General features: G+C 68.7%; 29 protein-coding genes. 13 read left to right on the forward strand and 16 right to left on the reverse strand.

The window, feature by feature from the left end:
* Positions 1-177: 177 nt before the first annotated feature.
* From G406_RS0122480 to G406_RS0122490, 3 genes are read right to left on the reverse strand one after another with little or no spacing between them, the layout of a single operon-like run.
* The gene (locus G406_RS0122480) at positions 178-573 is read right to left on the reverse strand and encodes an ester cyclase (RefSeq protein WP_084216312.1); all 396 of its coding nucleotides are present in this window, start codon (positions 571-573) and stop codon (positions 178-180) included.
* A gap of 10 nt (positions 574-583) precedes the next feature.
* Positions 584-982, reverse strand: a complete 399-nt coding sequence (locus G406_RS49035) for a DoxX family protein (protein WP_051342522.1) — start codon at positions 980-982, stop codon at positions 584-586.
* Positions 979-1,545, reverse strand: a complete 567-nt coding sequence (locus tag G406_RS0122490; RefSeq protein ID WP_028935513.1) for an NAD(P)H-dependent oxidoreductase — start codon at positions 1,543-1,545, stop codon at positions 979-981. Before G406_RS0122490 ends, G406_RS49035 begins: the two co-directional genes overlap by 4 nt.
* 83 nt (positions 1,546-1,628) lie before the next feature.
* On the opposite strand from G406_RS0122490, the gene G406_RS0122495 reads away from it, so the two are divergent.
* From G406_RS0122495 to G406_RS0122510, 4 genes are all read left to right on the forward strand, one after another.
* Entirely contained in the window at positions 1,629-2,120 is a 492-nt protein-coding gene (locus tag G406_RS0122495; protein ID WP_245607197.1) for a MarR family winged helix-turn-helix transcriptional regulator, read from the forward strand.
* Between the two features lie 259 nt (positions 2,121-2,379).
* Entirely contained in the window at positions 2,380-2,577 is a 198-nt protein-coding gene (locus G406_RS0122500; protein ID WP_028935515.1) for a hypothetical protein, read from the forward strand.
* Positions 2,578-2,728: 151 nt separating this feature from the next.
* Positions 2,729-3,160, forward strand: coding sequence for a nuclear transport factor 2 family protein (locus G406_RS0122505; protein WP_028935516.1), 432 nt, complete (start codon positions 2,729-2,731; stop codon positions 3,158-3,160).
* A gap of 4 nt (positions 3,161-3,164) precedes the next feature.
* Positions 3,165-3,659, forward strand: a complete 495-nt coding sequence (locus G406_RS0122510; protein ID WP_051342523.1) for a hypothetical protein — start codon at positions 3,165-3,167, stop codon at positions 3,657-3,659.
* A gap of 124 nt (positions 3,660-3,783) precedes the next feature.
* Here the strand turns inward: G406_RS0122510 and G406_RS0122515 are convergent, their stop codons facing one another.
* From G406_RS0122515 to G406_RS0122540, 6 genes are all read right to left on the reverse strand, one after another.
* Positions 3,784-5,172: a hypothetical protein gene (locus tag G406_RS0122515; RefSeq protein ID WP_028935518.1), complete on the reverse strand. Its 1,389-nt coding sequence runs from the start codon at positions 5,170-5,172 to the stop codon at positions 3,784-3,786.
* A 334-nt stretch (positions 5,173-5,506) separates the two neighbouring features.
* Entirely contained in the window at positions 5,507-6,919 is a 1,413-nt protein-coding gene (locus tag G406_RS0122520) for an acyl-CoA synthetase (protein WP_425414615.1), read from the reverse strand.
* Between the two features lie 83 nt (positions 6,920-7,002).
* Positions 7,003-7,839, reverse strand: a complete 837-nt coding sequence (locus G406_RS54430; protein ID WP_051342524.1) for a VOC family protein — start codon at positions 7,837-7,839, stop codon at positions 7,003-7,005.
* Between the two features lies 1 nt (position 7,840).
* Positions 7,841-8,620 carry an enoyl-CoA hydratase/isomerase family protein gene (locus G406_RS0122530; protein WP_028935520.1) on the reverse strand — a complete coding sequence of 260 codons (780 nt, stop codon included), beginning with the start codon at positions 8,618-8,620 and terminating at the stop codon, positions 7,841-7,843.
* On the reverse strand, positions 8,620-9,843 hold the full coding sequence (locus G406_RS0122535) for a CaiB/BaiF CoA transferase family protein (RefSeq protein ID WP_211241234.1): 1,224 nt from the start codon (positions 9,841-9,843) through the stop codon (positions 8,620-8,622). The genes G406_RS0122530 and G406_RS0122535 overlap by 1 nt, the downstream gene beginning before the upstream one ends.
* Before the next feature lie 8 nt (positions 9,844-9,851).
* On the reverse strand, positions 9,852-11,153 hold the full coding sequence (locus G406_RS0122540) for an MFS transporter (RefSeq protein ID WP_028935522.1): 1,302 nt from the start codon (positions 11,151-11,153) through the stop codon (positions 9,852-9,854).
* A gap of 114 nt (positions 11,154-11,267) precedes the next feature.
* Between G406_RS0122540 and G406_RS0122545 the strand changes: the two genes are divergently transcribed.
* The 4 genes from G406_RS0122545 to G406_RS0122560 all read left to right on the forward strand — a co-directional run bounded on the left by G406_RS0122545 (position 11,268) and on the right by G406_RS0122560 (position 13,744).
* Entirely contained in the window at positions 11,268-12,014 is a 747-nt protein-coding gene (locus tag G406_RS0122545) for an IclR family transcriptional regulator (RefSeq protein WP_028935523.1), read from the forward strand.
* Between the two features lie 182 nt (positions 12,015-12,196).
* Complete coding sequence (locus G406_RS0122550) at positions 12,197-12,565, forward strand: STAS domain-containing protein (RefSeq protein WP_028935524.1); 369 nt, start codon at positions 12,197-12,199, stop codon at positions 12,563-12,565.
* 11 nt (positions 12,566-12,576) lie between these two features.
* On the forward strand, positions 12,577-13,509 hold the full coding sequence (locus tag G406_RS0122555) for an acyl-CoA desaturase (protein ID WP_037078017.1): 933 nt from the start codon (positions 12,577-12,579) through the stop codon (positions 13,507-13,509).
* Positions 13,510-13,519: 10 nt separating this feature from the next.
* Positions 13,520-13,744: a DUF6158 family protein gene (locus G406_RS0122560; protein WP_028935526.1), complete on the forward strand. Its 225-nt coding sequence runs from the start codon at positions 13,520-13,522 to the stop codon at positions 13,742-13,744.
* A gap of 151 nt (positions 13,745-13,895) precedes the next feature.
* On the opposite strand, the gene G406_RS0122565 is transcribed toward G406_RS0122560, so the two are convergent.
* Complete coding sequence (locus G406_RS0122565; protein ID WP_156935091.1) at positions 13,896-14,822, reverse strand: NAD(P)H-dependent flavin oxidoreductase; 927 nt, start codon at positions 14,820-14,822, stop codon at positions 13,896-13,898.
* A gap of 136 nt (positions 14,823-14,958) precedes the next feature.
* Here G406_RS0122565 and G406_RS49045 point away from each other — a divergent pair, with 136 nt between their 5' ends.
* Complete coding sequence (locus G406_RS49045) at positions 14,959-16,065, forward strand: alpha/beta hydrolase (protein ID WP_084216309.1); 1,107 nt, start codon at positions 14,959-14,961, stop codon at positions 16,063-16,065.
* A 40-nt stretch (positions 16,066-16,105) separates the two neighbouring features.
* Here G406_RS49045 and G406_RS0122580 read toward each other — a convergent pair whose 3' ends face one another.
* Complete coding sequence (locus G406_RS0122580) at positions 16,106-17,431, reverse strand: protoporphyrinogen/coproporphyrinogen oxidase (RefSeq protein WP_028935529.1); 1,326 nt, start codon at positions 17,429-17,431, stop codon at positions 16,106-16,108.
* Positions 17,432-17,536: 105 nt separating this feature from the next.
* Here G406_RS0122580 and G406_RS49050 point away from each other — a divergent pair, with 105 nt between their 5' ends.
* Complete coding sequence (locus G406_RS49050; protein ID WP_037078019.1) at positions 17,537-18,196, forward strand: molybdopterin-dependent oxidoreductase; 660 nt, start codon at positions 17,537-17,539, stop codon at positions 18,194-18,196.
* A 24-nt stretch (positions 18,197-18,220) separates the two neighbouring features.
* Here the strand turns inward: G406_RS49050 and G406_RS0122590 are convergent, their stop codons facing one another.
* Genes G406_RS0122590 through G406_RS0122605 form a run of 4 tightly spaced genes read right to left on the reverse strand, consistent with a single transcriptional unit; the run spans position 18,221 to position 20,355 of the window.
* Complete coding sequence (locus G406_RS0122590) at positions 18,221-19,054, reverse strand: class I SAM-dependent methyltransferase (protein ID WP_028935530.1); 834 nt, start codon at positions 19,052-19,054, stop codon at positions 18,221-18,223.
* Positions 19,051-19,377 (reverse strand): VOC family protein, encoded by a 327-nt coding sequence (locus G406_RS0122595; protein WP_028935531.1) that lies wholly within the window; start codon positions 19,375-19,377, stop codon positions 19,051-19,053. Before G406_RS0122595 ends, G406_RS0122590 begins: the two co-directional genes overlap by 4 nt.
* A gap of 6 nt (positions 19,378-19,383) precedes the next feature.
* Positions 19,384-19,542, reverse strand: coding sequence for a hypothetical protein (locus tag G406_RS0122600; RefSeq protein ID WP_028935532.1), 159 nt, complete (start codon positions 19,540-19,542; stop codon positions 19,384-19,386).
* A gap of 39 nt (positions 19,543-19,581) precedes the next feature.
* Entirely contained in the window at positions 19,582-20,355 is a 774-nt protein-coding gene (locus G406_RS0122605) for an enoyl-CoA hydratase/isomerase family protein (protein WP_028935533.1), read from the reverse strand.
* A 78-nt stretch (positions 20,356-20,433) separates the two neighbouring features.
* Here G406_RS0122605 and G406_RS54435 point away from each other — a divergent pair, with 78 nt between their 5' ends.
* Positions 20,434-21,087 (forward strand): TetR/AcrR family transcriptional regulator, encoded by a 654-nt coding sequence (locus tag G406_RS54435; RefSeq protein WP_051342526.1) that lies wholly within the window; start codon positions 20,434-20,436, stop codon positions 21,085-21,087.
* Positions 21,088-21,105: 18 nt separating this feature from the next.
* Here the strand turns inward: G406_RS54435 and G406_RS49060 are convergent, their stop codons facing one another.
* A complete protein-coding gene (locus G406_RS49060; RefSeq protein WP_051342527.1) occupies positions 21,106-22,695 on the reverse strand; it encodes a diflavin oxidoreductase in 1,590 nt (529 codons plus the stop codon).
* Positions 22,696-22,955: 260 nt separating this feature from the next.
* Here G406_RS49060 and G406_RS0122620 point away from each other — a divergent pair, with 260 nt between their 5' ends.
* Both G406_RS0122620 and G406_RS0122625 read left to right on the forward strand, forming a co-directional pair.
* The gene (locus G406_RS0122620) at positions 22,956-23,216 is read left to right on the forward strand and encodes a hypothetical protein (protein ID WP_028935534.1); all 261 of its coding nucleotides are present in this window, start codon (positions 22,956-22,958) and stop codon (positions 23,214-23,216) included.
* A 423-nt stretch (positions 23,217-23,639) separates the two neighbouring features.
* Positions 23,640-24,157 (forward strand): DUF222 domain-containing protein (locus tag G406_RS0122625; protein ID WP_028935535.1); only part of this gene is annotated, 518 nt, incomplete at its 3' end.

Raw genomic sequence — 24,157 nt, forward strand, 5'->3', positions numbered from 1 at the left:
CGCACACCTGCACCTTGCCCCGCGATCCTGGCCTGCTTCTTGGTGTGGCCAGTCGTTGTCAATCCTTTACTTCGACCCTGCTGCATGTGCACCAGGAGGCTGCGTCGAAGCGCGTTAGCGGGATTGACAACGACCGGCCACGCCAAGAACGATTGATCGGCCAGCGGGGAACGATATCTATCCAAGAGAGACAACCCCGAGCTGCGTGAGCATCTTGAGGAGATTGGCGACTCCCCAATGCTCCGTGATCCGGCCATCGACCACCCGCATCACATCGACCGTCTCGATCTCGAAGGAAAGTCCGGTCGGCGCGATACCCAGGAATGGGCCGCGATGGGTCCCCCGGTAAATCTTGAAGGTGGTCACCAGGTCACCGCTCAGGGTCTGCCACCGGATGTCGGGCGTGAAGTCGGGAAAGGCGGACCGCAGGTTCTGATACAGCCCGAGTACCGCGGCCTTGTCGGAGCCGGACCCGGGCTGCGGTGTGTGGTCGACGAAGTCGTCGGCGAACAGCGCGTCGAACAGCGCCCAGTCGCCACCGCCCTGGACCTCCTCGGTGTTGCGGCGGACCACCGAGATCGCGTCAGTCACGGGAACCGCGGAGTACCCAAGCGGGGTTGAGCTCCCGGCGCCGTCCCCAGGCGATGATCGCCACGATGACGAGCTCGCCCAACGCGGGAACCACCGTGGCGCCCAGTGCGACGCTGGTGATGATCGCGCCGATCATCACGCCGATCAGTCCGAGTGCGCCCAGAGCGCGAAGCCGGGGGATGAGCAGTGCCAGTGCACCGAGGATCTCCAGGGTCCCGGTGAGGTAGCGGAACCACTGGCCCCAGCCGATCGCGGTGAACAGCGCGACCATCTGCGGGTCGCCGGACAGTTTCTGGTAGCCGGCGAACAGGAAGGACACTGCGCCGAGCACCTGTAGCACCCAGAGGACGATGTTCCAGGTCTTCGTCGTTCCGGTGGTCGGCGCGCTCATGCCGCACCTCCGCGCAGCGGACGCAGTGCCTCGCTCCAGCGCACCACATGGCCCAGCGTTGCGTCGAGTGCCTGCACCTGGTGTTCGGCGGGGCGGAACACCGAGAAGTTCTCGAAGTCGGTGAACAACGACAGCGCGACCTGTGAACGGACTGTCGCGACCTGCAGCTCGGCCAGGATCAGCCTGAGCTGCTCGACCGCGCGGGTGGCGCCGACGCTGCCGTAGCCGACGAAACCGGCCGCCTTGTCCGCCCACTCGGCGAACAGGTAGTCGAGCGCGTTCTTCAGAGCCCCTGAGATCGAGTGGTTGTACTCGGGGGTGACGAACACGAACCCGTCGAACCCGGCCACCGTGGCGGCCCAGGCGTGTGTGTGCGGCTGGGAGTACTGCCCCATCGACGGCGGGTAGGGCTCGTCGAGCAACGGGAGGTCGAACTGGGCGATGTCGACCAGCTCGTACTCGGCGTCGCCCCGGGCCGAGGCGACCTCGAGGACCCAGTTGGCGACCGCCTCGCCGTTGCGGCCGGGCCGCGTACTGCCCAACACGATTCCGATCTTCGTCACGAACACCCTCCGGGAGTTGAAGCTTCAAGTGACGCCATCCTGCTCTCGGTTGAAGTTTCAAGTCAAGTCGCTAGAATGAGGGCGTGATCGACGAGCCCGACCCCGGAGGCGGGACCCGTTGGCTCGACGCGACCGAGCTCGACGCATGGATGCCGTTCAGTGCAATGTTGATGAACGTGCTGAGCGCCCTGGACACACAGCTGCAGCGCGACGCCAAGCTGTCGCTGTTCGGCTATCTCGTGCTGGCCGGACTGTCCGATGCGCCCGATCGCACCTTGCCGATGAGTCGCCTTGCGGTGCTGGCGAACGGATCGCTGTCCCGGCTCTCGCACGCCGTCGCCAAGCTCGAACGACAGGGCTGGGTGATCCGTAGGCCCGCCGCGGACAACGGGCGGATCACCGTGGCCACTCTGACCGACGCGGGCCACGCCAAGATCGTCGACAGTGCTCCCGGACACGTCGACATGGTGCGTGACCTGGTGCTGGACAAGCTGAGCGCCGACCAGTTGCGAGTCCTCGGTGAGTCGTCCCGGGCGATCCTCGGCCTGGACTGCGGCGAAGGTGAGCTCGGCTAGCACGCGGTTGCCCACGTGTCACAAAAATACCATTCATCGCAAATCTATCAGCCATACATATTGATCACAAAAGTATCGTTATATCTGCGAACATACGGTGTACGTATCACGGTTTCACTCGGAAGTGAAGCACGGATTCTTGTGATCTGTCCGATATGTGTTCGCGTATCTCAGTTTCGAATCCCCTGATTAATGCGCTCGTTGAGCCCAGCGAATGAAGTCGGGGATCAACGACACCGCATCATCAAGGAGATCAGTCATGAGCCGCACCAAGCGCGCCCTGTCCGTCGCAGCTCTCGTCGTCGTGGGTGCGCTCGCCACCGCGGGCGTCTCGAGCGCCTCCGACCACGGCGACCACCACCACGACCGCGACGACAGCGGCCTGCTCAGCATCGTCGACATCCACCTGGACAAGGTCGTCGACACGGTGGTCAACGTCGCCACCGACCTCGTCTGAGGCCTCGACCGGGGTCCTCCCGCGGAGCGCTCAGGCGCTCCGCGGGAGAACTCGGCGGTCTGGCCGCACGGAGATGTCGGTGCGGTGTGCCAGCATGGCGGCCGCGTCCGCGGCATGTAGTCGCGGGTGCAGGTCTCCAGGAGGGAACGCCGTGTCCGTCGAGAACCTCGAGGATTTCCGAGCGCTGGATCCGTTCTTCCGCACCATCGAACAGGGCCTGAAAGGCCGGGTGGACGGAGATCATTTCTTCGACTTCCTCGCCGAGGACGTGGTGTTCGAATACGTCGTCACGGTCCCGGACTATCCGAGGACGGTCACCGGGAAGGCGAACCTCGTCGAGCTGTACCGGGGTTACGGTGACACGTTCTCGCTCGACTTCTGCGGTGAACTGCGTGGCTATTTCGACCCGGACGCGTCCGTGGCGGTTCTCGAGTACGCCTCGCGCGGCCGTGCGGTGCGGACGGGGACGAGCTACGCCAACAACTACATCTCGGTGATCACGATCTCCGACCGCAAGATCACGCACTGGCGTGACTACCTGAATCCGCTCGCGGTCCTCACCGCACTCGCGCCGGACTCATGACCAGGTGAACCAAGAGACCGCGCTGAGAAATATCCGAGACCTCACCGCGCTCTGGTACGTGGAACAGGCCGATGCCTCGGACATCGTGTTCGCGGCGTGCGATCTGCTGGTCGCTGGTCTCGACGGTCCCGCGATGTGCGCGCTGGCGGCGGTCTCGATCGCCGATGCCGACGCCGAGGTCCCGGAGCTGCTGGCGGACGCCCTGTCCGAGGTCGGCGTGGAGTGTCTTCCTCGCTACAGCCAGTTTGCGTTGCGAGCAGGCTTACGGGCGATGGCCGCCCGCACCGTGACCGGTGATCTCGCACCGAGGGCCCTGGCTGCGTGGGCGCACCGGACGTTCGGGCATGACACACCGCAGGCCGAGGTGCTCGCGACGCTGGACGATGAGTACGACCTGGTCGAAGCTCCCGACCTGGTCAAGTACGCGGTCCGCACCCGTGCCGAACTCGACCAGCGCACACTCGCCGAAGCGCACCGGCTGAGCTCATCTGACCGGTGACACGCCGCCCGTGAGTCGGTCGCATGGGCACCGTGAGTCGGTGGTTCCAGCACACGGGGATCGCCGGAGAGTGTGCTGACGAGCCCGACTCGGTGTGCTGAGGCGACCGACTCGCGGGGGAGGGTCAGCTGGAGGAGCCGAAGAGGGTCGTCTTCACCACGGGGGAGGCGAACATCTCCTCCGACTCGTGCGCGACACCCGGCACCACCAGCCGGTTGTGCTTGGCGTTCGGCTGCAGCGACAGGAAGTGCTTGAGGAAGTACTGGCCACGGGCCTCACGGTTGGGGCCCTCCAGCATCGCGCCGCAGTCGGTGTCCAGGTCACCGTTGTCGACCGTGTCGGCGCTGCCGTTGACGATCGTCACCTTTCGGGACGCGTACTGGGCCATCGCCTGCGCGGCGGTCAGCTGTCCCGGGTAGCTCTGCCGACCGGCGAGGCCGTACTTGTAGCTGTTGTAGTCCGAGCAGCTCGAGCTCGACGGCACGGTGAACGCGGTGCCGTTGCTGTTCGGGCGCTTGTTGTCGAAGTACACGTACGACGACGGGTTCATCGCCGCGAAGTTGAAGTCGATACCGGTCATCTGGCTGGGCGCCTTGCCGAACGCGGCGTAGCGCTGGGTGAACTGGCCGCCCGCCGAGTGCCCGGTGATCGTGATGTGTTTCAGGTTCGGGAAGCGGTCCGGTGAGGCGAGCGAGGCCACCAGGTTGTCCATGACGGTGAAGCTGGACAGCCCGGCCGGCTTCTGCGACGGGTAGCCCTGCTTCCAGGCGTCGTTCTCCCAGCTCGCCTCGCCGGACGCGACCTTGTCGTCCTCGTCGCCCTTGAACCACGGCGAGACGACCATCGTGTTGTCCGCCGCGCCCGCGGCCTTGGCCGCCGACATCATCCGCGTGTAGTAGCCCTCGGCGTTGCGCCCGGTGCCGTGGACGACGATGACCGCGCGGGTCACCTTGGCGTTCCCCGCCATCGGGAAGTTGTCGTAGACCTGGAACTTCGCGCCGCCGGGCAGGGTCAGCGACTCGGCGTTCCCGCTGCGCGACGCGGAGGTGACCATCATCGAGCTGGGCGGGGAGAAGCGCTTGACCGGCGTCACCGCAGGCTTGGGCGGGGTGACCGGCTTCGTCGGGCCGAGGTCCGGTCCGGGCAGGATCACCGGGGCAGGCGGAACCGCGGGGTCGGGCAGGACGGTCGGCGCCGCTGTGGTGTCGTCGCTGGGTGGGGATGACGTGCGGAACGCGGCGACGGTGCCGTAGACGAGCAGCGCGACGAGTGCCACGACGACCGCGCTGATCACCGGGAGCCGCCACGGGTTGGCCCGCCGCGTGCGGGGGGTCTCGATGGCGTGCCGGCCGGTGGGCGCCTTCGCGGCGGCGCGGTGCCGGGTGGGGATGACCTGGGTCGGACCGGCGTCGGGTGCGGACCGGGGTGAGGGGACGATGCCGTCCGGCAGCGGCGGGTACAGATCGCTCAGCTGGTCAGCGCGGCGCGCCGGACCTGGTGTTCGGGGTGACACCAGCGGATCCCTCTCGAAACGGGTGCATGTGGTTTGCTCGGTTCGCCACTGCTCGTTGGGGGAGCGTGCAGTGATTCGGTCGAACCGGCTGGGGCCCCTCGAATATAGGAAGGCCCTCCGGAGACACGCAGGTCTCCTGAGAGCAAAGGTTACGGCCAAACGGCCACGAGCCGATATCGAGCGTCGAGCGGAGCCTCGATTACGCCATTCGGCCTAGCATGAGCGCAGTTAGTTCAACGCTCACTCATATTCGCACTCAGATAGCGCGCCGCCGTCGCTCGGCCACTGACCGTGACCGAGCGATGACGGCGCGTCAAAGAACCGGCGAGCGGCGTCAGGCGAGCTGCCCCTTCTGAACCTTGCCCATCGCGTTGCGCGGGAGCGCGTCGAGGATGTGCACCTCGCGCGGGCGCTTGTGCACCGACAGGGTCCCGGCCACGTGCTCGATCAGGTCGGCGGGCCGCGCGTCCGGACCGACGACGTAGGCGACGATGCGCTGGCCGAGATCGTCGTCCGGTACCCCGACCACCGCGACCTCGGCGACCGTGGGGTGTTCCAGCAACGCGGCTTCGACCTCACCCGCACCCACCCGGTACCCGCCGGTCTTGATCAGGTCGACGGACATCCGACCGACGATCCGGTGCCAGCCTTCGCCGTCGCGCACCGCCGCGTCGCCGGTGCGGAACCAACCGTCCGAGGTCCATGCCGCCGCCGTCGCCTCGGGCAGCCCGAGATAGCCGTCGAACAGGGTCGCGCCGCGTACCTGCAGCTCACCGACGGTCTCGCCGTCGGAGTCGACCGGCTCACCCGCGTCGCCGCGCAACCGCGACTCGACCCCGTCCAGAGTCGTGCCGACCCACCCGACCCTGCGCGGCGCGTCGGCGCGCGCGGCGAGCGTGATGAGCGACTCGGTCATGCCGTAGCGCTCCACCGGGAGCATCCCGGTCAGCCCGTGCAGCTGCCGCGCGGCCCGCTCGGGCAGCCCCGCACTGCCCGATACCAGCAGCCGAGCACCGGAGAGCGCTCGCGCGGCGGCCGGATCGGCGGCGATGCGTGACCACACGGTGGGCACCCCGAAGTACAGCGTGCCGTCCGCGCGCGCGTACGCCTCGGGGCGCGGTCGGATGGTGTGCACCAGCGGCGACCCGACGCGCAGCGCGCCGAGCACCCCGAGGATCAACCCGTGCACGTGGAACAGCGGGAGACCGTGCACCAGTACGTCGTCGGAGGTCCAGGCCCAGGCATCCGCGAGCGCGTCGAGGTCGGCGGCGATCGCCCGGCGGGACAGCACGACGCCCTTCGGCGACCCGGTCGTCCCGGACGTGTACATGATCATCGCAGCCGCATCCGGCGACGGTTCGGGCCAGGTCGCCGCGCCGCGTTCGGCCGGATCCACCGGGACCGACGGCAGGTCCCCGGAGGGACCGAGCCACAGCTGCGCGCCCGAGTCCCGCAGGATGTGCGCCCGCTCCGAAGGCCCCGCGTCCTGGGGCACCGGTACGACCGGAACCCCGGCGAGCAGGCAACCGACGACGGCGACCACGGTCTCCAACGAGGCCTCGCCGGGTACGGCGGCTGCCGTCGCACCGGCGACGCGCTGCCCGACGGCCGCCGCCGCGGCCCACAGCTCCTCCCGCCGCAAGGACCGCTCGCCCACGGTGACGGCGATCCGTCCAGCCCCACTCCCGGCCGTCCCCACCAAACCTCGTGAGTGTTGAGTGTGGCTATAGCCACACTCAACACTCACGAGCTCCTTTGCGCTGGTGGCAGGCCGTGAGTGCGGCGGCCGGTCATAGGCGGCCGCGCCACTCACGGGGTTGTCTGTGTTGGTCATGGGCGTTGCACCAGGTGCAGGACCACGCCGCCGGTGCCTCGACGGTCGGCGAACGCGATCAGGCCACGGCGGGATCCGGGGCGGCCTCGTTCGTCGATGAGCGGGATGCCCGCGTCGCGCAGCCGGGCGAGGCCTTCGGTGATATCGGCGACCCGCACCGCGAGGTGGTGCAGGCCGGGTCCGCGACGCTGGACGTACCGGGAGATCGCCCGGTTGTCCCCGGTGGTCGAGCCGGCTCCGCCGGTCGGCGTCTCGTGCTCGGTCATGATGTCCTCCAGCAGCTCCAGGTCGACCCCGGCCCTGCGCAGGAACGTGACCAGCAGCGCGCCTGCCGGTCGAGGGGGTCCCGCGTGGCTGACCACCCCGTAGGTGTCGCTGGAGAAGATCTCCAGGGGCTGCTCCAGCTGGGTGTCGATCTGCCGGCTCTCCTGTTCGAAGCCGAGCACCCGGATCAGCGCGTCGGTCTGGCCGACGCTGTTGTCGGACGCGACGCCGATGTGGTCGACGTCCAGGACGTTGCCGCTCAGCCGTACCGGCGCGGCCGACCGTTCGGCGGCGGGTCGAAGCTTGATGCCATGGATGTCGACCAGGCCGTCGACGGCCTGGTGTCCCTCGTCGGTCAGCCGGCCGGTCAGCTCGTCGGGGTCGGGCACCCGCATGATCAGCTCGGCGGGCCCGGCCGGCGCGGTCGCATCGACCCGCCGGACCTGGACCAGCAGCGAACCGAGCTGGTAGGCACCGTCCTCGGCGCGGGTGAGCCCGAGGCCGTCGGCCAGCATCCGACCGGTCAGTGCTTCGTCGCGTGAGTCGAGGACGAGCTCGAAGATCCCCATGTCAGCGCACCTCGAATCGGGGCGAACGCTTGGCCAGGAAGGCGCTGACACCTTCCGCGTAGTCGGCGCTGCTCACCGCGTCCAACGGCAGCGCGGCGGCTTCGGCGTCGGTCGAGTCGAGCCCGGCCATCGCCTTCTCGATCAGTCGTTTCGCGCCGCGCACCGACACCTGGGACCGTCCGGCGACGGTCTCGGCGAACTCGCGCGTGACCTTCTCCAGCTCCTCCGGCGCGACGAGCTGGTCGATCAGCCCGACCCGGTGGGCGTGTTCGGCGTCGACCTGGTTCGCGGAGAACAGCAGCAGCTTGGCGAACGACGGACTCGTCGTGGTGATGAGCCGCCGCGTCGAGTCGAAGCCGTAGACGATGCCCAGCTTCGCCGGCGTGATGGCGAACCGCGCCGAGGTGTCGGCGAACCGCAGGTCGCAGGCGAGCGCCAGTTCGCAGCCGCCGCCGATGCAGTACCCGTGGATCATCGCGACGGACGGCTTGCGCATGTTGCTCAACGCGTGCGCCGCGCCCTCGACCTGCTCGCCGTAGGCGCGTGCGGCGTCCGCCGTGCCACGCCGGGTGGCGAACTCGCTGATGTCCGCGCCCGCGCAGAAGTTGCTGCCCGAACCGCGCACCACCAGTACCTTCACCGACTCGTCGGCGTCGACCTCGGCGGCGATGCCGGGCAGCGCGGCCCACATCTCGAACGACATCGCGTTGCGTTTGTCCGGGCGGTCGATCACCAGCTCGGCGATCTCACCGCTGCGTTCCAGTTTCAGTGGCACAGCCATCAGGTCGTTTCCTTCACCAGTTCGGGAACGGGGCTCTCGGTGATCACTCCGGCGGTGAGCAGCTCGTCGATCGCGGCGTCGTCGTAGCCGGCGCCGCGCAGGATTTCGCGGCTGTGCTGACCGAGCAGCGGCGCGGCCAGCCGGATCGTCGCGGGCGTCTCTGACAACTTCGCGGGCATGCCGAGCGCCCGCATCCGGCCCAGCGTCGGATGGTCCACCTCGACGACCATCTCCCGCGCGGCGACCTGCGGCTGGGCCAGCGCGTCGGCGTAGCCGAGCACCGGGCCGCCGGGCACCCCCGCCCGGTCCAGCGCCGCGACCCAGTGCGAGGTGGGGCGCGCGGCCAGGATCGGGGTCAGCTCGGCGACGAGCTGTTCGACGTTCGCGGGGCGGTTGGCCCGGCTGTACTCCGGGCGGTCGGTCAGGTCCGGGCGTTCGAGGACCTGTTCGCAGAACCGCCGCCACAGCCGTTCATTGTTCGCGCCGACCGTGACGTACCCGTCGGCGGTGGGAAACGCCTGGTAGGGCGCGTTGAGCCGGTGCCGGGTGCCTTCGGGCTGTGGTTCGACGCCCGCGCCGAACCACATTCCGGCCTCCCAGACGGTCAGCGCGAGGCCGGCGTCGACCAGCGCGACGTCGATGTACTGGCCGCTGCCGTCGCGCAGCCGCCGGATGTAGGCGGCGAGCACCGCGGTCGCGGCGGTCATCCCGGCGACCAGGTCGTTGATCGCCACCCCGAACTTGGCGGGCTCGCCGCCCGGCTCCCCGGTCATCCGCAGGAACCCGGTCATGCCCTGGGCGATGATGTCGAACCCGGCGCGGTGGCTCTCCGGGCCGGTCTGCCCGAACCCGGTCACCGAGCAGTAGATGACCTCGGGGTTGAGCGCGTGCGCGGACTCGTAGTCCAGGCCGAGCCGCGCCATCACCCCGGGCCGGAAGTTCTCCACCACGACGTCCGCCGAGGCGATCAGCTCGCGGGCGATGCGCCGGCCGTGCTCGCTCTTCAGATCGAGCGCGAGCGAGCGTTTGTTGCGGTTGGGCATGGCGGAGGAGTAGCTGTGCCCGTCGATGATCGGCGCCATGTGCCGCGACTCGTCGCCCGACTCCGGGTGCTCGATCTTGACGACGTCGGCTCCGTAGTCGCCGAGGATCATCGTCGCGTACGGCCCGGACAGGTACCGGGTGAAGTCCAGAACCGTCACACCGGCCAGTGGTTGCATCATGGGAGCTCCTAGTCCGGCAGTACCTGGTCGCGGGTCTCCGGGGAGAACCGCAGCAGGACGAAGGCGAGCAGGAACGGCACTGCGGTCAGCGCGAGTGGCAGTGCGATGCCGCCCGCCGAGATGCCGTAGCCGATGCCGAACGTGCCGATCGCGGCGACGAACCGGGACATCGTGGTGGAGAAGGCGAACCCGCTGGCCCGCAGCGCGGTCGGGTACTGCTCGGGCAGCCAGATGGTGAACACCGCGAAGTCCGCTCCGCCGATGCCCATCACGACGACGAACAGGAAGAACAGCGGCAGGTTCTGCTGCGGATAGGCCCAGGCGTAGCCACCGGAGATGCCGATGATCATCATGACGAACAGGATGCCGAGCGTCTTGCGGCGCCCGAACCGGTTGCACAGCGACGGCGCGAGAATGCAGGCCAGCGCCGTGAGCAGGGACAGCACCGCGACGCCGATGCTGCCCAGCGCCGTCGCCGCGCCGGGGCTGTACCCGCTGTCGATGGCGAGCGCCTTGATCGCGGTCGGCAGGTACTGCGAGCTGGCCCAGAAGCCGAGCAGGCCGATCGTGACCAGCGCCGCGTTGGTCAGCGACCGCGTGCGGTACGGCGGACGCAGCACGTCTCGCAGGTAGGACCAGAAGCCTCGGCTCGGCTCGCGTGCGGCTTCCTTCCACCGTTCGGTGTCCTGGTGTACCTGGGTGCGGATGTACAGGACGAACAGTGCGGGCAGCACGCCGAGGAAGAACATCCAGCGCCAGCCGAGCAACGACCCCACGGCCAGGTTGACCAGCGCGCCGAGCAGGAACCCCCAGTACGTCCCGGAGTGCAGCAGCCCGCCGAAGAACGCGCGCCGCCGCTCCGGCATGGACTCCGCGACGAACGTCCCGGCCAGCGACCACTCGCCGCCGATGCCGATCGCCGCGAGCAGCCGGAAGACACCGAGCTGCCAGACGTTCTGCGAGAAACCGGCGGCGAAGGTGAAGATCGCGTACACCAGGATGCTCGCCATCAGCGCCGGGACCCGGCCGAACCGGTCGGCGATCGGGCCCCACAGGAACGAGCAGCCCCAGCCGAACAGGAACACCGCGACGCCGAGCTCACCGAAGAACGCGATGTTGCCCGCGTCGGGCGTGTAGCCGGAGTGCGGCAGCAGCTCGATCAGGGCTGGGCTGAGGACGAGTCCGAAGATGCCGGCGTTGTAGCCGTCGAGCAGCCAGCCGCCGAACGCGCTGATGAACGCGGTGCGCTGACGAGGTGTGACCTTGTCGGGGTTCGTGGGTGTGTCGGTCGATGGTTCAAGTCGGGCCACGGGGTCGGCTCCTAGATCGTCACGACGTCTTCGGCGTGCGTATCGCTATTCGATACGACGTATCAGTAAGCGATACGGAAGATGTAACCCCGATCACCCGGCTACTGTCAAGGCATGGGATCCGCGACGACCGCCTTGCACGCGCTGGAGGCGTTGGCGCAGCAGCAGCCGATGGGAGTGAGTGAGCTGGCGCGCCGGCTCGACATCACCAAGCCGGCCGCGCAACGCGCGCTGCAGGCACTCGCGGACGCGCAGTGGATCCGCCGGTCGGAGCAGCAACCGGGCCGCTGGGTCCTGACCGTCAAGGTCATCGAGGTGGCCAGCCGGATGGGCAGCGAGCTGGGCCTGCGCGACCTGGCCGCGCCGCTCATGCGCGAGCTGGTCGACGCGACCGGCGAGGCGACGCACCTGTCCGTGCTCGACGGGCCCGACGTCGTCACGATCGACCAGATCGACTCGACCCAGCCGGTCCGCATCTACTGGCCGCTCGGCGCCCGGTCCCCCGCGTACGCTGCGGCCAGCGGGAAAGCGCTGCTCTCCGCGTTGCCCGCCGAGCTGCTCGCCGACCACCTGCCGCCTCGGCTCGAACCGATGACCCCGCAGACGATCACCGACCGGGACGGACTGCTGGCCGAGCTGGACCGAATCCGGCTACGCGGCTACTCGATCCAGCGCGGCGAGGTCCGCGACGACGTCGCCTCGATCGCCGCGCCGATCATCGCGCCGGAGGATCGCCCGATCGCCGCGCTCAGCGTGTTCATGCCCGCGCACCGGTTCCCCTCGGACGAAGGCGTCGCGGTGGGCGCGCTCGTGGTCAAGACCGCGGCCAAGATATCCAGCAGCCTGGCCCTGCGCCGGTGAGTCCGGCTGTCGCTCCACCTCGACAGGGCCATGGGGGTGTGCGACAGTTCAGGGGACGGTGTGTGTATCGGCAAATGATGTGGCCGGTACCGGGCAGTGGTGCCCGACCCGTCATTCAGACAGATTGCGCCCTGGACCCCGGCGGCACTCGACGAGGCGAGTGACCCAGGAGGTCGGCGGCCATGATCGTGGCTCGAATCGGTGCCCGGTATCTCATCGACCTGATCTGGACGGGCATCGGTACGCCGCGCGTGGTCGTGGCGGGTGATCTCGATCCGGACGGAGCCGTCGAGCTACGCGATCACCTGGTCTCCGCCGTCGCACTGGGCACACCGTGGGTGCAGGTGGAGCTGTCCGCCGTGGCGTACTGCCATCCGGACGGCGCGGCCGCCCTGCGGTGGGCCGACAGCCACGCACGCAACCGCAACTGCCGGTTGAGGATGACCGGCGCTGACGACCTCGTCCCGCCCGGCGCTCCGTCTCTCTCACTCGACCACAGACTTCCCGGCCCTGACCCGGCCGATGACCCACTAGGAGAACACCGGACATGACCGGTCCCCCCATGACTGCACAGACCACGACGACCGCACCCAGACCGATCCTCGACAGCCCACGCCCACGCGCCGAACAGCTCCTGGTCGGCTTCTTCACCGTCATCCCGATGCTCGCGCTGATCGCCGCCGTGCCGCTGGCCTGGGGCTGGGGCCTGAGCTGGCTCGACGTCGGCTTGGCCGTCTTCTTCTACTTCCTGTCCGGGCTCGGCGTCACCGTCGGGTTCCACCGCTACTTCACCCACCGGGCGTTCACCGCGAACCGGGGGCTGCGCAACGGCCTGGCGATCGCCGGCAGCCTCGCGCTGCAGGGCGACGTGATCACCTGGGTCGCCGACCATCGCCGTCACCACGTCTTCACCGACAAGGAAGGCGACCCGCACTCGCCGTGGCTGTACGGCACCACGGTCGGCGCGCTGGCCAAGGGTTTCTGGCACGCGCACAGCGGCTGGCTGTTCAACCGCGACCGGACCAACGCCGCCCGCTTCACCCCGGACCTGGTCGCGGACCGCGACATCGCCCGGATCAGCAGGCAGTTCCCGCTGTGGACCGTGGTCAGCCTCGCCACGCCCACGCTCATCGGCGGGCTCGCCACCCTGTCCTGGTGGGGCGCGCTCACCGCGTTCTTCTGGGCCGGGCTGGTGCGGGTCTCCGTGTTGCACCACGTCACCTGGTCGATCAACTCGATCTGTCACATGATCGGTGAACGCCCGTTTGCCGCGCGCGGCAAGGCGACCAACGTGTGGCCGCTGGCGATCCTGTCCATGGGTGAGTCCTGGCACAACCTGCACCATGCCGACCCCACCTGTGCCCGGCACGGCGTGCGGCGCGGTGAGCTGGACATGACCGGCCGGATCATCTGGATCCTGGAACGCCTCGGCTGGGCCACCCGCGTGCGCTGGCCCACGAGCGCGCGCATCGCCGAGCTGACCGCGTCCCGCTGAAGGAGTGTCGATGACCACCACCGGAATCGACGCATCGACTCTCCCGGAGCCCGACCTGTTGCGTGAGCTGCAGCACCTGCACGAGACGCGGCACACGACGTTCCTGCACGGCAGTCCGTCCGCGCTCGCCGAACACACCGACCGGACGGCCAAGCTGGAGGACGAGTTCCTCCGGCGCCACCCCGAGCGCGAGGTCGACCCGAGGCGCACCAGGGCCGGCGAGTCGGGCGCCTGAGCACCGCGAGTCGGGTGTGTGAGCACCGCGAGTCGGGTGTGTGAGCACCGCGAGTCGGGGATTTTGTCACCGCGAGTCGGGGGATTCGGCACGGCTGAGTGTGCTGAGGCACGCGACTCGGTGTGCTGAGAACCCCGACTCGCGGAGCTGTTCAGGCCTGGTACTCGCGCGTCGTCCGGTCGATGATCTCGGCGGCCGAGGCGACGGCCTGCACGCCGGAGACCGAGTGGCCCGCGCTGTACACGTCGGTCCAGCGTTTGGGGCCCAGGCCGAGTGAGCCGCCGCCGAACAGGTCCGCCGCCTCCGCGGGAGTGACCTGCTCGTCCAGCTTCTCCAGGTCCAGCCCCGCCGCGTCGATCGCCGGGCGCAGCATGCTGGTCGGCAGGCCGGTGAACGCGCTGGTCAGCACGATGTCGTCGAGCTCGGACCGGACCAGCATGTCCCGGTACTCCGGGGCCGCCATGCTCTCGGTCGCCGCGATGAACCGGGTGCCCATGTAACCGAGATCGGCGCCGAGGGTGATCGCCGCACGCAGTGCCACCCCGTCGGAGATGCCGCCCGCCAGCACCACCGGACCGTCGAAGAACGCCCGCACCGCGCGCACGAAGGCGAACCCGTTCAGCCAGCCGGTCTGACCGCCCGCGCCGGCGGTGAGCAGTACCAACCCGTCGACGCCCGTCGCGATGGCCTTGCGTGCGTGGGCGAGAGTGGCGACGTCGGCGAGCACCACCGCACCCACCTCGTGCAGCGGGCCGACGACCCCCGCCGGCGAGCCGACGCTGGTGATCACCAGCTCGACCCGGTGCCGCACGAGACAGTCGAGGTGGGCGGCGAGATCGGGCTGGCGGATCACCAGGTTGGGGCAGTACGGCGCGGTGTGTGCGCCGGTGGCGCCACCGATCTCGGTGAGCCATTCATCGAGCCGCTCGGGAGTCCGCGCGTTCGCCGTCGGGAAGGAACCGATCGCTCCGGCCTGGCAGGCCGCGATGACCAGCTCCGGTCCGGAGACCCGCAGCATGGGCGCCGAGATCAGCGGCAGGCGCAGTCGGTTCGCAAGGTGAGCGGGAAACCGGTTCATGGTGCCAATACTAACTAGCCAATCAAAAATCGCACGGCCTCGACAGTCCCGGCTACCGCGAAGTAGCTTGCAGGGAGGGTCATGCTCGCCAGGAGCGATGATCGACCGAGTTGCGAGACGAGCACAGGAGCCGTGGATGTCGACGTTGGCCGCGAAGATCCCGCCGAAGATCGTCAACCGGGTGGTCCGCGCCCTGTTCGCGTTGCCGGAACCGGCGCGCCGGGCGATCGCGGGACCGCCGGTCTGGCGGGACGGTCAGCAGCTCGACCTGGACACCCAGCTGCTGCTGCGCATCGCGGCGAAGGCGGCCGCGCCGTTCAGCGAGGGCACCGCCGCACACGCCAGGCGTGAGTTCGACCGGTCCGCCCAGATTCTCGTCCACACGCCCAGCGACCCGGTCAGCACGCGCGGCCTGCACATTCCGAACGGCGCGTACGACATCCCGGCGCGGCTCTACACCCCGATCGACCTGCCGACCGGCTCCGGCCTGCTGGTCTTCTACCACGGCGGCGGCTTCGTGCTCGGCAACCTCACGAGCCACGACTCCGTCTGCCGGTACCTCGCGGCGCGCGCCGGGGTGCGGGTGCTGTCGGTCGACTACCGCCTCGCGCCCGAGCACCCGTTCCCGACGCCGTACGACGATGCGCTGGCCGCGTACGAGTACGCGCTGAACAACGCGGAGTCGCTGGGCGCGGACCCGACGGCGGTGGCGGTCGGCGGGGACAGCGCGGGCGGCAACCTGTCCGCCGCGGTGAGCCTGAACGCCTCGGTCAGGCCCCGGTTCGCGCTGCTGTTCTACCCGGCCACGCACGTCACCGCCCGGTACCCGTCGCAGGATCTGTTCGGCGAGGGCTTCCTGCTCACCGACGACGACATCAGCTGGTTCACCCGCCAGTACCTGACTCAGGAGCAGCGCGCCGACCCCCGGGTCTCGGTGCTGCTGGCCGAAGACCTCAGCGGCTTCCCGGCCACCTACCTGACCACGGCCGGTTTCGACCCGCTGCGCGACGAGGGCGAGGCGTTCGCCAAGCGGCTCGCCGAGTCGGGGGTTCAGGTCGTGGTGCGTCGCCACCCGGACCTGATCCACGGCTTCGCCAACCTCGCCGACCTGGGTGGACGTTCCCGTGAGGCACTCGCCGAAGCCGCCGGGGCGCTGAAGACCGGGCTGACGCTGGGCCGCGCCTCGGCTCCCGCCCGCACCGAGCCGACCCTGTCCGAGTCGACGCTGTCCGAGTCCGCGTGACCTCGTGAGTGTTGAGTATGGCTATAGCCATACTCAACACTCACGAGACCGGCTGCGGTCTGGTCGGTGACGTGGCCATCAGCCGGTTCGCGGCCAGCTCGCCGCTGAACACGGCCGCCTCCACGCCCGCGTGCGCGAAGTAGTCGCCCGCGAGGTGGATGCCGTCCGGCATCTCGGCGTGCAGCGAGTCGAGCGTCGCGTAGTGGCCGGGGTTGGCGATCGACAGACCCCGCTGATAGTGGAAGACGTGCACGAACGTCGGTTCCGGCGCCGGCCCGTACACCTCGTGCACCGTGTCGACGGCGGAGCGGGCGATGTCGTCGTCGGTCATGCCGGCCAGCGGCGGGGTGTAGAAGTAGACACCCACTGCTTCGCCGCCCTCCGGCACGGCGTTCGGGTGCCGACGGCTCTGCAGGACGCACGCGCCCCAGTCGCGTTCCAGGTTGGCCGGCAGCGCCACGCTCGCCGGGAAGTCGGGCCACGGGTTCTTGGCGTAGCAGACCTGGACGTGCGCGTAGTCCGAGTACAGGCAGTCGCGCAGCTTCCGGACCGAGTCCGAGGGGATCAACCCGTCCAGCAGGTCCGCCGCCACCCCCGGTTCGGGAGCCACGATCACGGCGTCGACCTCGTGCGTCGAGCCGCCGGCGTGGACCGTGTAACCGCTCGCGGTGCGAGTGATCTTCTCGGCGGGGCTGGACAGCCGCAGGTCGAGCCCGGGAGTTCCCTCGATGATCCAGTCGCAGACCTGCCCGACGCCCTCCGGCGGAACGGACAGAGCCAGCCGGTAGAACTGCTTGAGGATCGCGTGGAACAGCGAGGTCGACAGCCAGCTCATCGGCACCGCGTACAGGAACCCCATGTACGGCACCGTGATGTAGCGGTGCCCCTTGTCCCCGAGTACCCGGCGTGACCAGGTCTCGAGGTTCTCGCCCCGGTCGTAGCGCGCCAGCTCCGCGCCGTCGAAGCACAGCTTCGGGCCGGGCGACAGCAACTGCCGGGCCACTCCCGCCGCGACCCGCAGCTTGTCCCGCCAGGTCAGCGCCGCCATCCCGAGGAAGCTCATGACCTGGTCGAACTTGACCGTGTACCGGCTTCCGTCCGCGTCGAGGACGTGCGTGTCCGCGTCCCACGGCACGAGGTCCTGGTAGCGGTCGAGCTCCTTGAGCAGCGCGTTCGTCCTCGGATAGATACCGCCCATCAGGAACAGCGCGCCGGAGCCGAGGTTGAAGCCCTCGCGGTGCAGCTGGCTGGTCCGCCCGCCCACGTGGTCCTGTGCCTCGACGAGCACGACCTCGTGGCCCTGCTTACGCAGCGTGTACGCGGCGGTGCATCCGGCGGGACCAGCGCCGATGACGGCTGCCTTCATGGGTCCGACTCCTCAGGGTTCCCGGCCCACCGATTCGGGTGGCCGACCACCCGGATCAGCATGCCAGGTCTTCCATTATTTTCAAGACACACTATTTTGGTAACGATGATTCTGCCGCCCGGTCAACGCCTGCATCCGGACCATCCGAGGTTCGGTCTGCCCTGGTACGCGCACCGCGCCCCGCTGTCGACGCCGGAGCTGGCGCTGGACGTTATCGGACCCGATGGCGACCGAATCGTCCTGCGTGAAGACGACCTGGCCGCGCTGCCGACCCGTGAACAGCGCGCGGACTTCCACTGCGTCACCACCTGGTCGCGTCTGGACCTGCACTGGTCCGGAACCGGGTTCCGCGAGCTCTACGAGACGGTCATCCGCCCTCGCGTGGACCTCGACGCCGATGCGCGCTTCCTGCACTTCCGCGGTGTGGACGGCTATGCCGACGAGTCGTGCCTGGATGACGTGCTCGCCGAGGACGTACTACTGGCCCGCACGCTGGACGGCGACCGGCTGACGGTCCGGCACGGCGGCCCGGTCCGGCTGGTCGCGCCCGCGCACTACGGGTTCAAGAGCGTCAAGCACCTCGCCCGGATAGAGCTGCGGCGTGCGACGAAGCGCCGACTGCCGCTGGCCTCGCACCACCCACGCGGGCGGGTGGCCAGGGAGGAACGCTTCCTGGGACTGCCGGACCGGCTCGTTCGCGTCGTCTACCGGCGGCTCGTCCTGTCACCGACGCTCTGGTGGTACCGCCGCCACGAACGCGGCTGACCGCACGGGGAGCTCGACTGCCGATCAGATGGTCGCGACCAGCACGTCCTCGCCGGTAGATGGGCGCAGGCCGTCGGTCCGGCCGGCGAAATAGCGGTGCGCGATCGAGGAGCCCGACACGTGCTCGGCGTCGGCGAAACCGGTCTGGCGGGCGAGTGCCAGCATCTCCTCCGGACGGTAGAAACTGAGGAACGGCGTCCCGGCCCGCTCGGCGCCAGACTGGGACCTGGCGAGCCCGGCCCGGTCTGCCTCGTCGACCAGCTCGGTGGGCAGCAGGAACGTCATCGCGAGTGTCGACCCCGGTGCGAGCCGGGCGATCTGCCGCAGGGTCGCGGCCGTGGCGTCCCTCGTGAGGTACATGGTGACGCCGGTGGACACGATGGTCGCGGGCTTACCAGGGTCGAAACCGGCGCTGATCAGCTGCTCCCACCAGTTCTCGGTGGCCTCGAAGTCCACCGGGACGAACCGCGGTGCCGGGAGACCGAGCTCGGTCAGGCGGGTGCGCTTCCAGGCCTGCGGGCCCGGCTGGTCGACCTCGAACACGGTGAGCCGGGAGGTAAGTTCCGGTCGGCGCTGGGCGAACGTGTCCAACCCCGCCCCCAGCACGACGTACTGCGGGTTGCCCCGCTCGGCGACCAGGTCCTCGATGAACCGGGCCCTGGCCACGACGGCCGCGCGGAACCCGCTGGTGGTGATCGGATCCATGTCCGGTCGATCGCGCCAGCCGTCCTCCGGGGCGGCGATCCGAAGCCCGACCTCGTCGGAGAGCACGTGCGGCGGCTGGTCGAGCTGGACATGCAGTGCCCGCCACAGCGCGACCCGCACCGCCGTGTTCTCCGGAACTACCTCGCGGCTCATGACTGCAGCGTCCACAGGCGTCCGTCCGGGTCGCGCACGGTCATCTCCCTGGTCCCGTAGTGGGTGTCCGTGTAGGGGGTGACGACCTCGACGACTCCGTCGGTCTGCTCGGGGGCCGCTCCCTTCAGGACCACCCGCATCGCCGGCTCCTCGCTCTCCGGGACCTCGGCGATGAATACGTACGGCCCGCCGCCGTGTCGGAGCTGGCCGGAGTTGTGATCGGTGGCGAAGTCCAGCTCGAAGCCCAGAGCCTGGAAGAACTTGGCCGCCGTCCCCCAGTTGTGGGTGGTGAGGAACAGGGCCTCGATCCCATCGGTCGTCATCGCTGTTTATCCCTTCTCCGGGGGTGACTCGTCCAGGTAGACGCGAAGGGCCTCGGTGACCAGCGCGGACAGCGACTGACCGGTCTCGATGGACCGGTACTTGACCTGCTTGATCAGGCCGATCGGCAGGTACACGTTGAACTGCTTGACCTCTTCGTCGCCCACGACCGCGATGCTAGCATGCTAGTAAGCTAGCTCGCTGGATCAATCGGCGCGGCGCGACGTGCGCCACGGACCGACGGCCTCGGCGAACTCGGGCCCGTGCAGCGCGTCGGTCTGGACGTGGGCTTCGTGGGTGATGGCCTGACTCAGGGTTCCCCCGGCGACCTCGCGCAGCAGCGCCTTCGTGGCTCGCGCGGCCTCGGCGGGGCGCCGCGCGACGGTCGCGGCGATCTCGAGCGCGGCGGCTACCGGATCGGGCTGGACGCGGGTGAACAGTCCGAGTTGCGCGCCACGGGCCGCGTCGACCGGGCGTCCGGTGAGCAGAATCTCCAGGGCGGTGCCTTCGCCGACGAGCCGGGGCAGCATCCAGCTGATGCCGCAGTCGGGCACCATCCCCATGTGGATGAACGGTGCCACCAGCACCGCGTCCGGCGCCGCGACCCGGATGTCGCAGGCCAGTGCCAGCGCCATGCCGCCACCGGCGGCGGCTCCGTCGATCGCGGCGATCGTGGGCTGCGGCATCGCCCACAGCGCCTCGGCGACCCGCATGATCCGGTCCAGCAGGTCCCGTAGCACGGGTTTCGACATCGCGGCGGCCTCGTCGATCTGTCCCAGGTCAGCGCCGGCGCTGAACGCCCGGTTGGCGCCGGTCACCACGACCGCGCGCACTAGTGGATCCTCGGCGAGCTCGTGCAGGTCGTCGGTCAGGCGCAGCATCGTCGACGGAGTGAACGCGTTGCGGCGGTCCGGACGATCGAGTACGACCATGGCCAGGCCGTCGCCAGGGCGTTCGACCCGGTGACCAGTGGTGGACATCATCGACCTCCCAACTTATCGGGCGAGTGCCCGATAAGTAAGTTACCGGGCAACTGCCCGATTGGCTAGGGTCGTGGGGTGACAACCGGGGTACCGAAGGTCAGACGTACGCAGCGCGAGCGGCGGGAGAGCACCCGCGCCCGGATCGTCGCGGCGACCATCACCGGCATCGGCGACCGCGGCTACCAGGCCACGACGACCAGAGCGGTGGCCGAGCTGGCCGGGGTGTCACCCGGCACGCTGGCCCACCACTTCCCGACCAGGATCGACCTGATCGCAAACGCCCTCGACGAGGTGGGCCAACGGCTTGCGGATGACTTCCAGACCAGGTTCGACGAGCTCCCGGAGCACCTGACCGACCGAATTGGGGCGATCCTCGACATCCTGTGGGGCGGATTCCGCTCCGGCCTGTTCGAGATCTGGCTCAAGGTCTGGTTCGCGGCGAGCGAAGACATCGACCTCTACCGCGCGCTCGCCCCGCTCGAACCCCGCCTGTCCGCCGCGATCGCCGCCACCGTGCGAACCGTCGCCCCGGACACGCTCCCTCTGATGGCCTGGAACAGCAGGATCAGCATCACTCTGCACGCGATGCGCGGCCTGGCGCTGTCCCTCGCGCTAGAACCCCGCCCGAGCCCCACCGACCACGACGAACGCTGGCCCGCCGCCCGAGCCGAGCTCACCGCCCTGCTGAACCGCCCACACTCCCGCGAGTCGGGGTTCTCGTCAGGGTGAGTCGCGGGTGGGTGGTGTTCAGTAGACGTCGCGCACGTAGCGGTGTGACTTCCTGAGGTCGTCGACGAACGCGGTCGCCTCGTCGGCGGACAGGCCGCCGTGTTCCGCGACGATCTCGTGCAGTGCGATGTCGACGTCGCCCGCCATGGACACCATGTCGCCGCACACGTACAGGTGTGCGCCGTCGGCGAGCCATTCGTAGAGCTGTTTGCCCTGCTCACGCATCCGGTGCTGGACGTAGATCTTCTCCGGGGTGTCGCGGGAGAACGCCAGGTCGAGGCGGGTCAGCAGGCCGTCAATGTGCATGTCGAGCAGCTCGTCGCCGTACAGGAAGTCGCAACGCCGGTGCCGGCCGCCGAAGAACAGCCAGTTGCGTCCGGCCGCACCGCGCGCCCTGCGTTCCTGGAGGAACGAGCGGAACGGCGCCACACCCGTCCCCGGCCCGATCATGATCATGGAGACCGCGTCGTCGGTCGGTGGCCGGAAGGTGTCGTTGGGTACCAGGAAGACCTTGGCGACGTCACCTTCGGTGAGCCGGTCGGCGAGGTGCGTCGAACAGACGCCACCCCGGTCACGGCCCTCGGCGCGGTAGCGCAGGGTCGCCACGGCCAGGTCGATCCGATCCGGCGCGACCAGCGGGCTCGACGAGATGGAGTACGAGCGGTGCGCCAGCGGACGCAGCAGACCGAGCAGCTCCGGCGCGGTCAGCGGCGGTTTCGTGGCGTAGCGCAGCAGGTCGAGGATGTCGCGGGCCCACAGGAACTCGTGCAGCGCCCGCCGGTCGCTGCCGGTCAGCAGCGCGATGATCTCGGTGTCCTCGGCGCGGCGGCCGATCTCCTCGACCAGCTCCCTGGACGGCCTGCTGATCTCGTACTCGGTGGTCAGGGTCTCGCGCAGCTCGTCGTCGGACACCTGGAGATGGGTGAGGAACGCATCCACCAGCTGCGGGGCGTTACTCGGCACGATGCCGAGCGAGTCGCCCGGCTGGTAGGTCAGGCCTTCGACGGACAGCCCGAGATGCCGGACCTCCTTGAGCGACCCCTTCTCGGTGAGCGGTCGGTTACGCAGGATCGTCGCGTCGTACGGACGGTGCCGGCTCCAGTCGCCGTGTGTGGCCGGGGTCGCGTCGAGCGACTCGCTCGGCGTCGCCGAGGCGACCACGTCGAGGATCTCGCCGGTCCACAGCGCGGCGTCGTCCTCGTACTCGTAGTCGCATTTGCGCAGTTCGAGGAGGCGCTCGGCGCCCAGCTCGGCGAACCGGGTGTCCCAGTTGATCGCGGCCTGGCAGAAGTCGAAGTACCCGGTGTCCCCGAGCCCGAGCACGGCGAACCGCAGCGCGTCGAGGCGCGGCGCACCATCCGCCGACATCGCGTCCCAGAACCGGTCGGCGTTCCACGGCATGTCACCGTCGCCGGTCGTCGAGCAGATCACCAGGACGCAGCTCTCCTTGCTGAGCGCGTCCGGGGTGATGTCGTCGAGGGTCGACAGCGTGACGTCGACGCCGCGTTCCTTGGCGAGCGCGACAAGGGTGTGCGCGACGTGTTCGGCGTTGCCGGTTTCGCTGCCGTACAGGACGCGCACGGCGGAACCGCCGGAGGGGAAGCTCATGGGCGAGGGCATTCCTCTCGGAGACTACAGTAGATTAGGTTAGCCTAACCTATGAGCGAGCCTCTCTTTCGGCAAGAGGTGATCGTTGTGGTGTTCCTCATGCCTGGTACAGCTCGTCACTCCGAGGTGTCCGCTGGCCAGATCCGATGTTTGAAACCTCGTACACACGGTGTGACGCCCGTCCCATCGGTGCACCCGTTCGGCGCCAATGGGTGACACAGAAGGTGCGGACTGGAGTGAGACCTGAGACGGTTGTCAGCATGATGGACACCAAGGAAGAGCTTGAGCGGGCCGCCGACGCGGTCGAGACGTGGCTTGACGCCCTGGACCTTGACGACCCCGACATGGTTGACGTAGACGGCGAGAACCTGCGGCGGGTCAGCGCCCTTGCAGTGTCCGGAGCTCCCGAGCCGGAACTCGCCGGCGCTGTGCGTACGGCTCGGGAAAGTGGATGGGGCTGGAGCCCTATCGCGATGCTCCTCGGAATGGATCGGAAAGCCGCAGTTGCTCGGTTCTCTTAGTTCCCCGCTGGCCGATCAATCGTTCTTGGTGCGGCCGGTCGTTGTCAATTCCGCTTCGCGCTTCGACGCAGCCACCCGGTGCACTCGCAGCGGGGTCGAAGTAAAGGATTGACAACGACTGGCCACACCAAGAAGCAGGCCAGGATCGCGGGGCAAGGGTGGAGTGTGCGGGGAACACACCACACGGCTGGTCCCGTACCTGCGACTGCTCGCGAAGCAAAATTTGTTTGCAGTAACAATCTTTAAACAGCGACAACAATCAGTTAGCAGGCTCGCGGATTGCGCCTTTTGGCTCGCGGGTCGGGGACCGTAGTCGGGTACGTCGGCGACGCAACCTTCGGGGCTTCAACTTCTCTAAAACTTTCTCCGCCGAGTCCCGGATTTTGCTGCAAAACTGTCAGACCCCCCTGAGACCATGGGGTTATGACCGAAACCGTGCTCAACGTCGACACCCTGAACGGGATGTCGGCTTTGAGCGCGTGCGCGGGTCAAGAACTCATCGACCGGCTGCAGTTCGAACGCCACCACATCCAACGCCGATCCCGCTACAACGAGCTGTACCTCATCTCCCGGCTCGATGCCGAAGGCGAGTTCGCTGAACGCGGAGTCGTGGCCAAAGCCGCGGTGGCCGATATCTTGCAGATCAAACCGGCTGAGGCGTACAAGGTGACCCGGCTGGCCAGGCACGTGTTTCCCACCGTGACGCTGACCGGGGAAACCCTGGCACCGAAACTCCCATGTACCGCTGCCGCGTTGGCCGACTACACGATCGACCCGGCCCACGGGCTGGTCATCGACATCGTGTTGAACAGCCGTGCCGCGGGGCGGTTGGACCCGGGTGCGTGGTCGAGTGTTGAGCAGACATTCTCCGAATGGGCACACACACTCTCCCCGCACCAGCTCGCCGTTGAAGCGCACTGGCTGATCAGCCACCTCGACCA

It is taken from the genome of Actinospineispora spinosispora DSM 44797, from assembly GCF_000429025.1.
Taxonomy (GTDB): Bacteria; Actinomycetota; Actinomycetes; order Mycobacteriales; family Pseudonocardiaceae; genus Pseudonocardia; species Pseudonocardia spinosispora.

Bases quoted from the DNA above. Each gene is read 5' to 3' on its own strand.
- G406_RS49035 (WP_051342522.1), bottom strand. From the start codon at position 982: ATGAGCGCGCCGACCACCGGAACGACGAAGACCTGGAACATCGTCCTC.
- G406_RS0122500 (WP_028935515.1), top strand. From the start codon at position 2,380: ATGAGCCGCACCAAGCGCGCCCTGTCCGTCGCAGCTCTCGTCGTCGTG.
- G406_RS54430 (WP_051342524.1), bottom strand. From the start codon at position 7,839: ATGGGGATCTTCGAGCTCGTCCTCGACTCACGCGACGAAGCACTGACC.
- G406_RS0122530 (WP_028935520.1), bottom strand. From the start codon at position 8,620: ATGGCTGTGCCACTGAAACTGGAACGCAGCGGTGAGATCGCCGAGCTG.
- G406_RS0122535 (WP_211241234.1), bottom strand. From the start codon at position 9,843: ATGATGCAACCACTGGCCGGTGTGACGGTTCTGGACTTCACCCGGTAC.
- G406_RS0122545 (WP_028935523.1), top strand. From the start codon at position 11,268: ATGGGATCCGCGACGACCGCCTTGCACGCGCTGGAGGCGTTGGCGCAG.
- G406_RS0122550 (WP_028935524.1), top strand. From the start codon at position 12,197: ATGATCGTGGCTCGAATCGGTGCCCGGTATCTCATCGACCTGATCTGG.
- G406_RS0122555 (WP_037078017.1), top strand. From the start codon at position 12,577: ATGACTGCACAGACCACGACGACCGCACCCAGACCGATCCTCGACAGC.
- G406_RS0122560 (WP_028935526.1), top strand. From the start codon at position 13,520: ATGACCACCACCGGAATCGACGCATCGACTCTCCCGGAGCCCGACCTG.
- G406_RS0122565 (WP_156935091.1), bottom strand. From the start codon at position 14,822: ATGAACCGGTTTCCCGCTCACCTTGCGAACCGACTGCGCCTGCCGCTG.
- G406_RS49045 (WP_084216309.1), top strand. From the start codon at position 14,959: ATGTCGACGTTGGCCGCGAAGATCCCGCCGAAGATCGTCAACCGGGTG.
- G406_RS0122580 (WP_028935529.1), bottom strand. From the start codon at position 17,431: ATGAAGGCAGCCGTCATCGGCGCTGGTCCCGCCGGATGCACCGCCGCG.
- G406_RS49050 (WP_037078019.1), top strand. From the start codon at position 17,537: ATGATTCTGCCGCCCGGTCAACGCCTGCATCCGGACCATCCGAGGTTC.
- G406_RS0122590 (WP_028935530.1), bottom strand. From the start codon at position 19,054: ATGAGCCGCGAGGTAGTTCCGGAGAACACGGCGGTGCGGGTCGCGCTG.
- G406_RS0122595 (WP_028935531.1), bottom strand. From the start codon at position 19,377: ATGACGACCGATGGGATCGAGGCCCTGTTCCTCACCACCCACAACTGG.
- G406_RS0122605 (WP_028935533.1), bottom strand. From the start codon at position 20,355: ATGTCCACCACTGGTCACCGGGTCGAACGCCCTGGCGACGGCCTGGCC.
- G406_RS49060 (WP_051342527.1), bottom strand. From the start codon at position 22,695: ATGAGCTTCCCCTCCGGCGGTTCCGCCGTGCGCGTCCTGTACGGCAGC.
- G406_RS0122620 (WP_028935534.1), top strand. From the start codon at position 22,956: ATGATGGACACCAAGGAAGAGCTTGAGCGGGCCGCCGACGCGGTCGAG.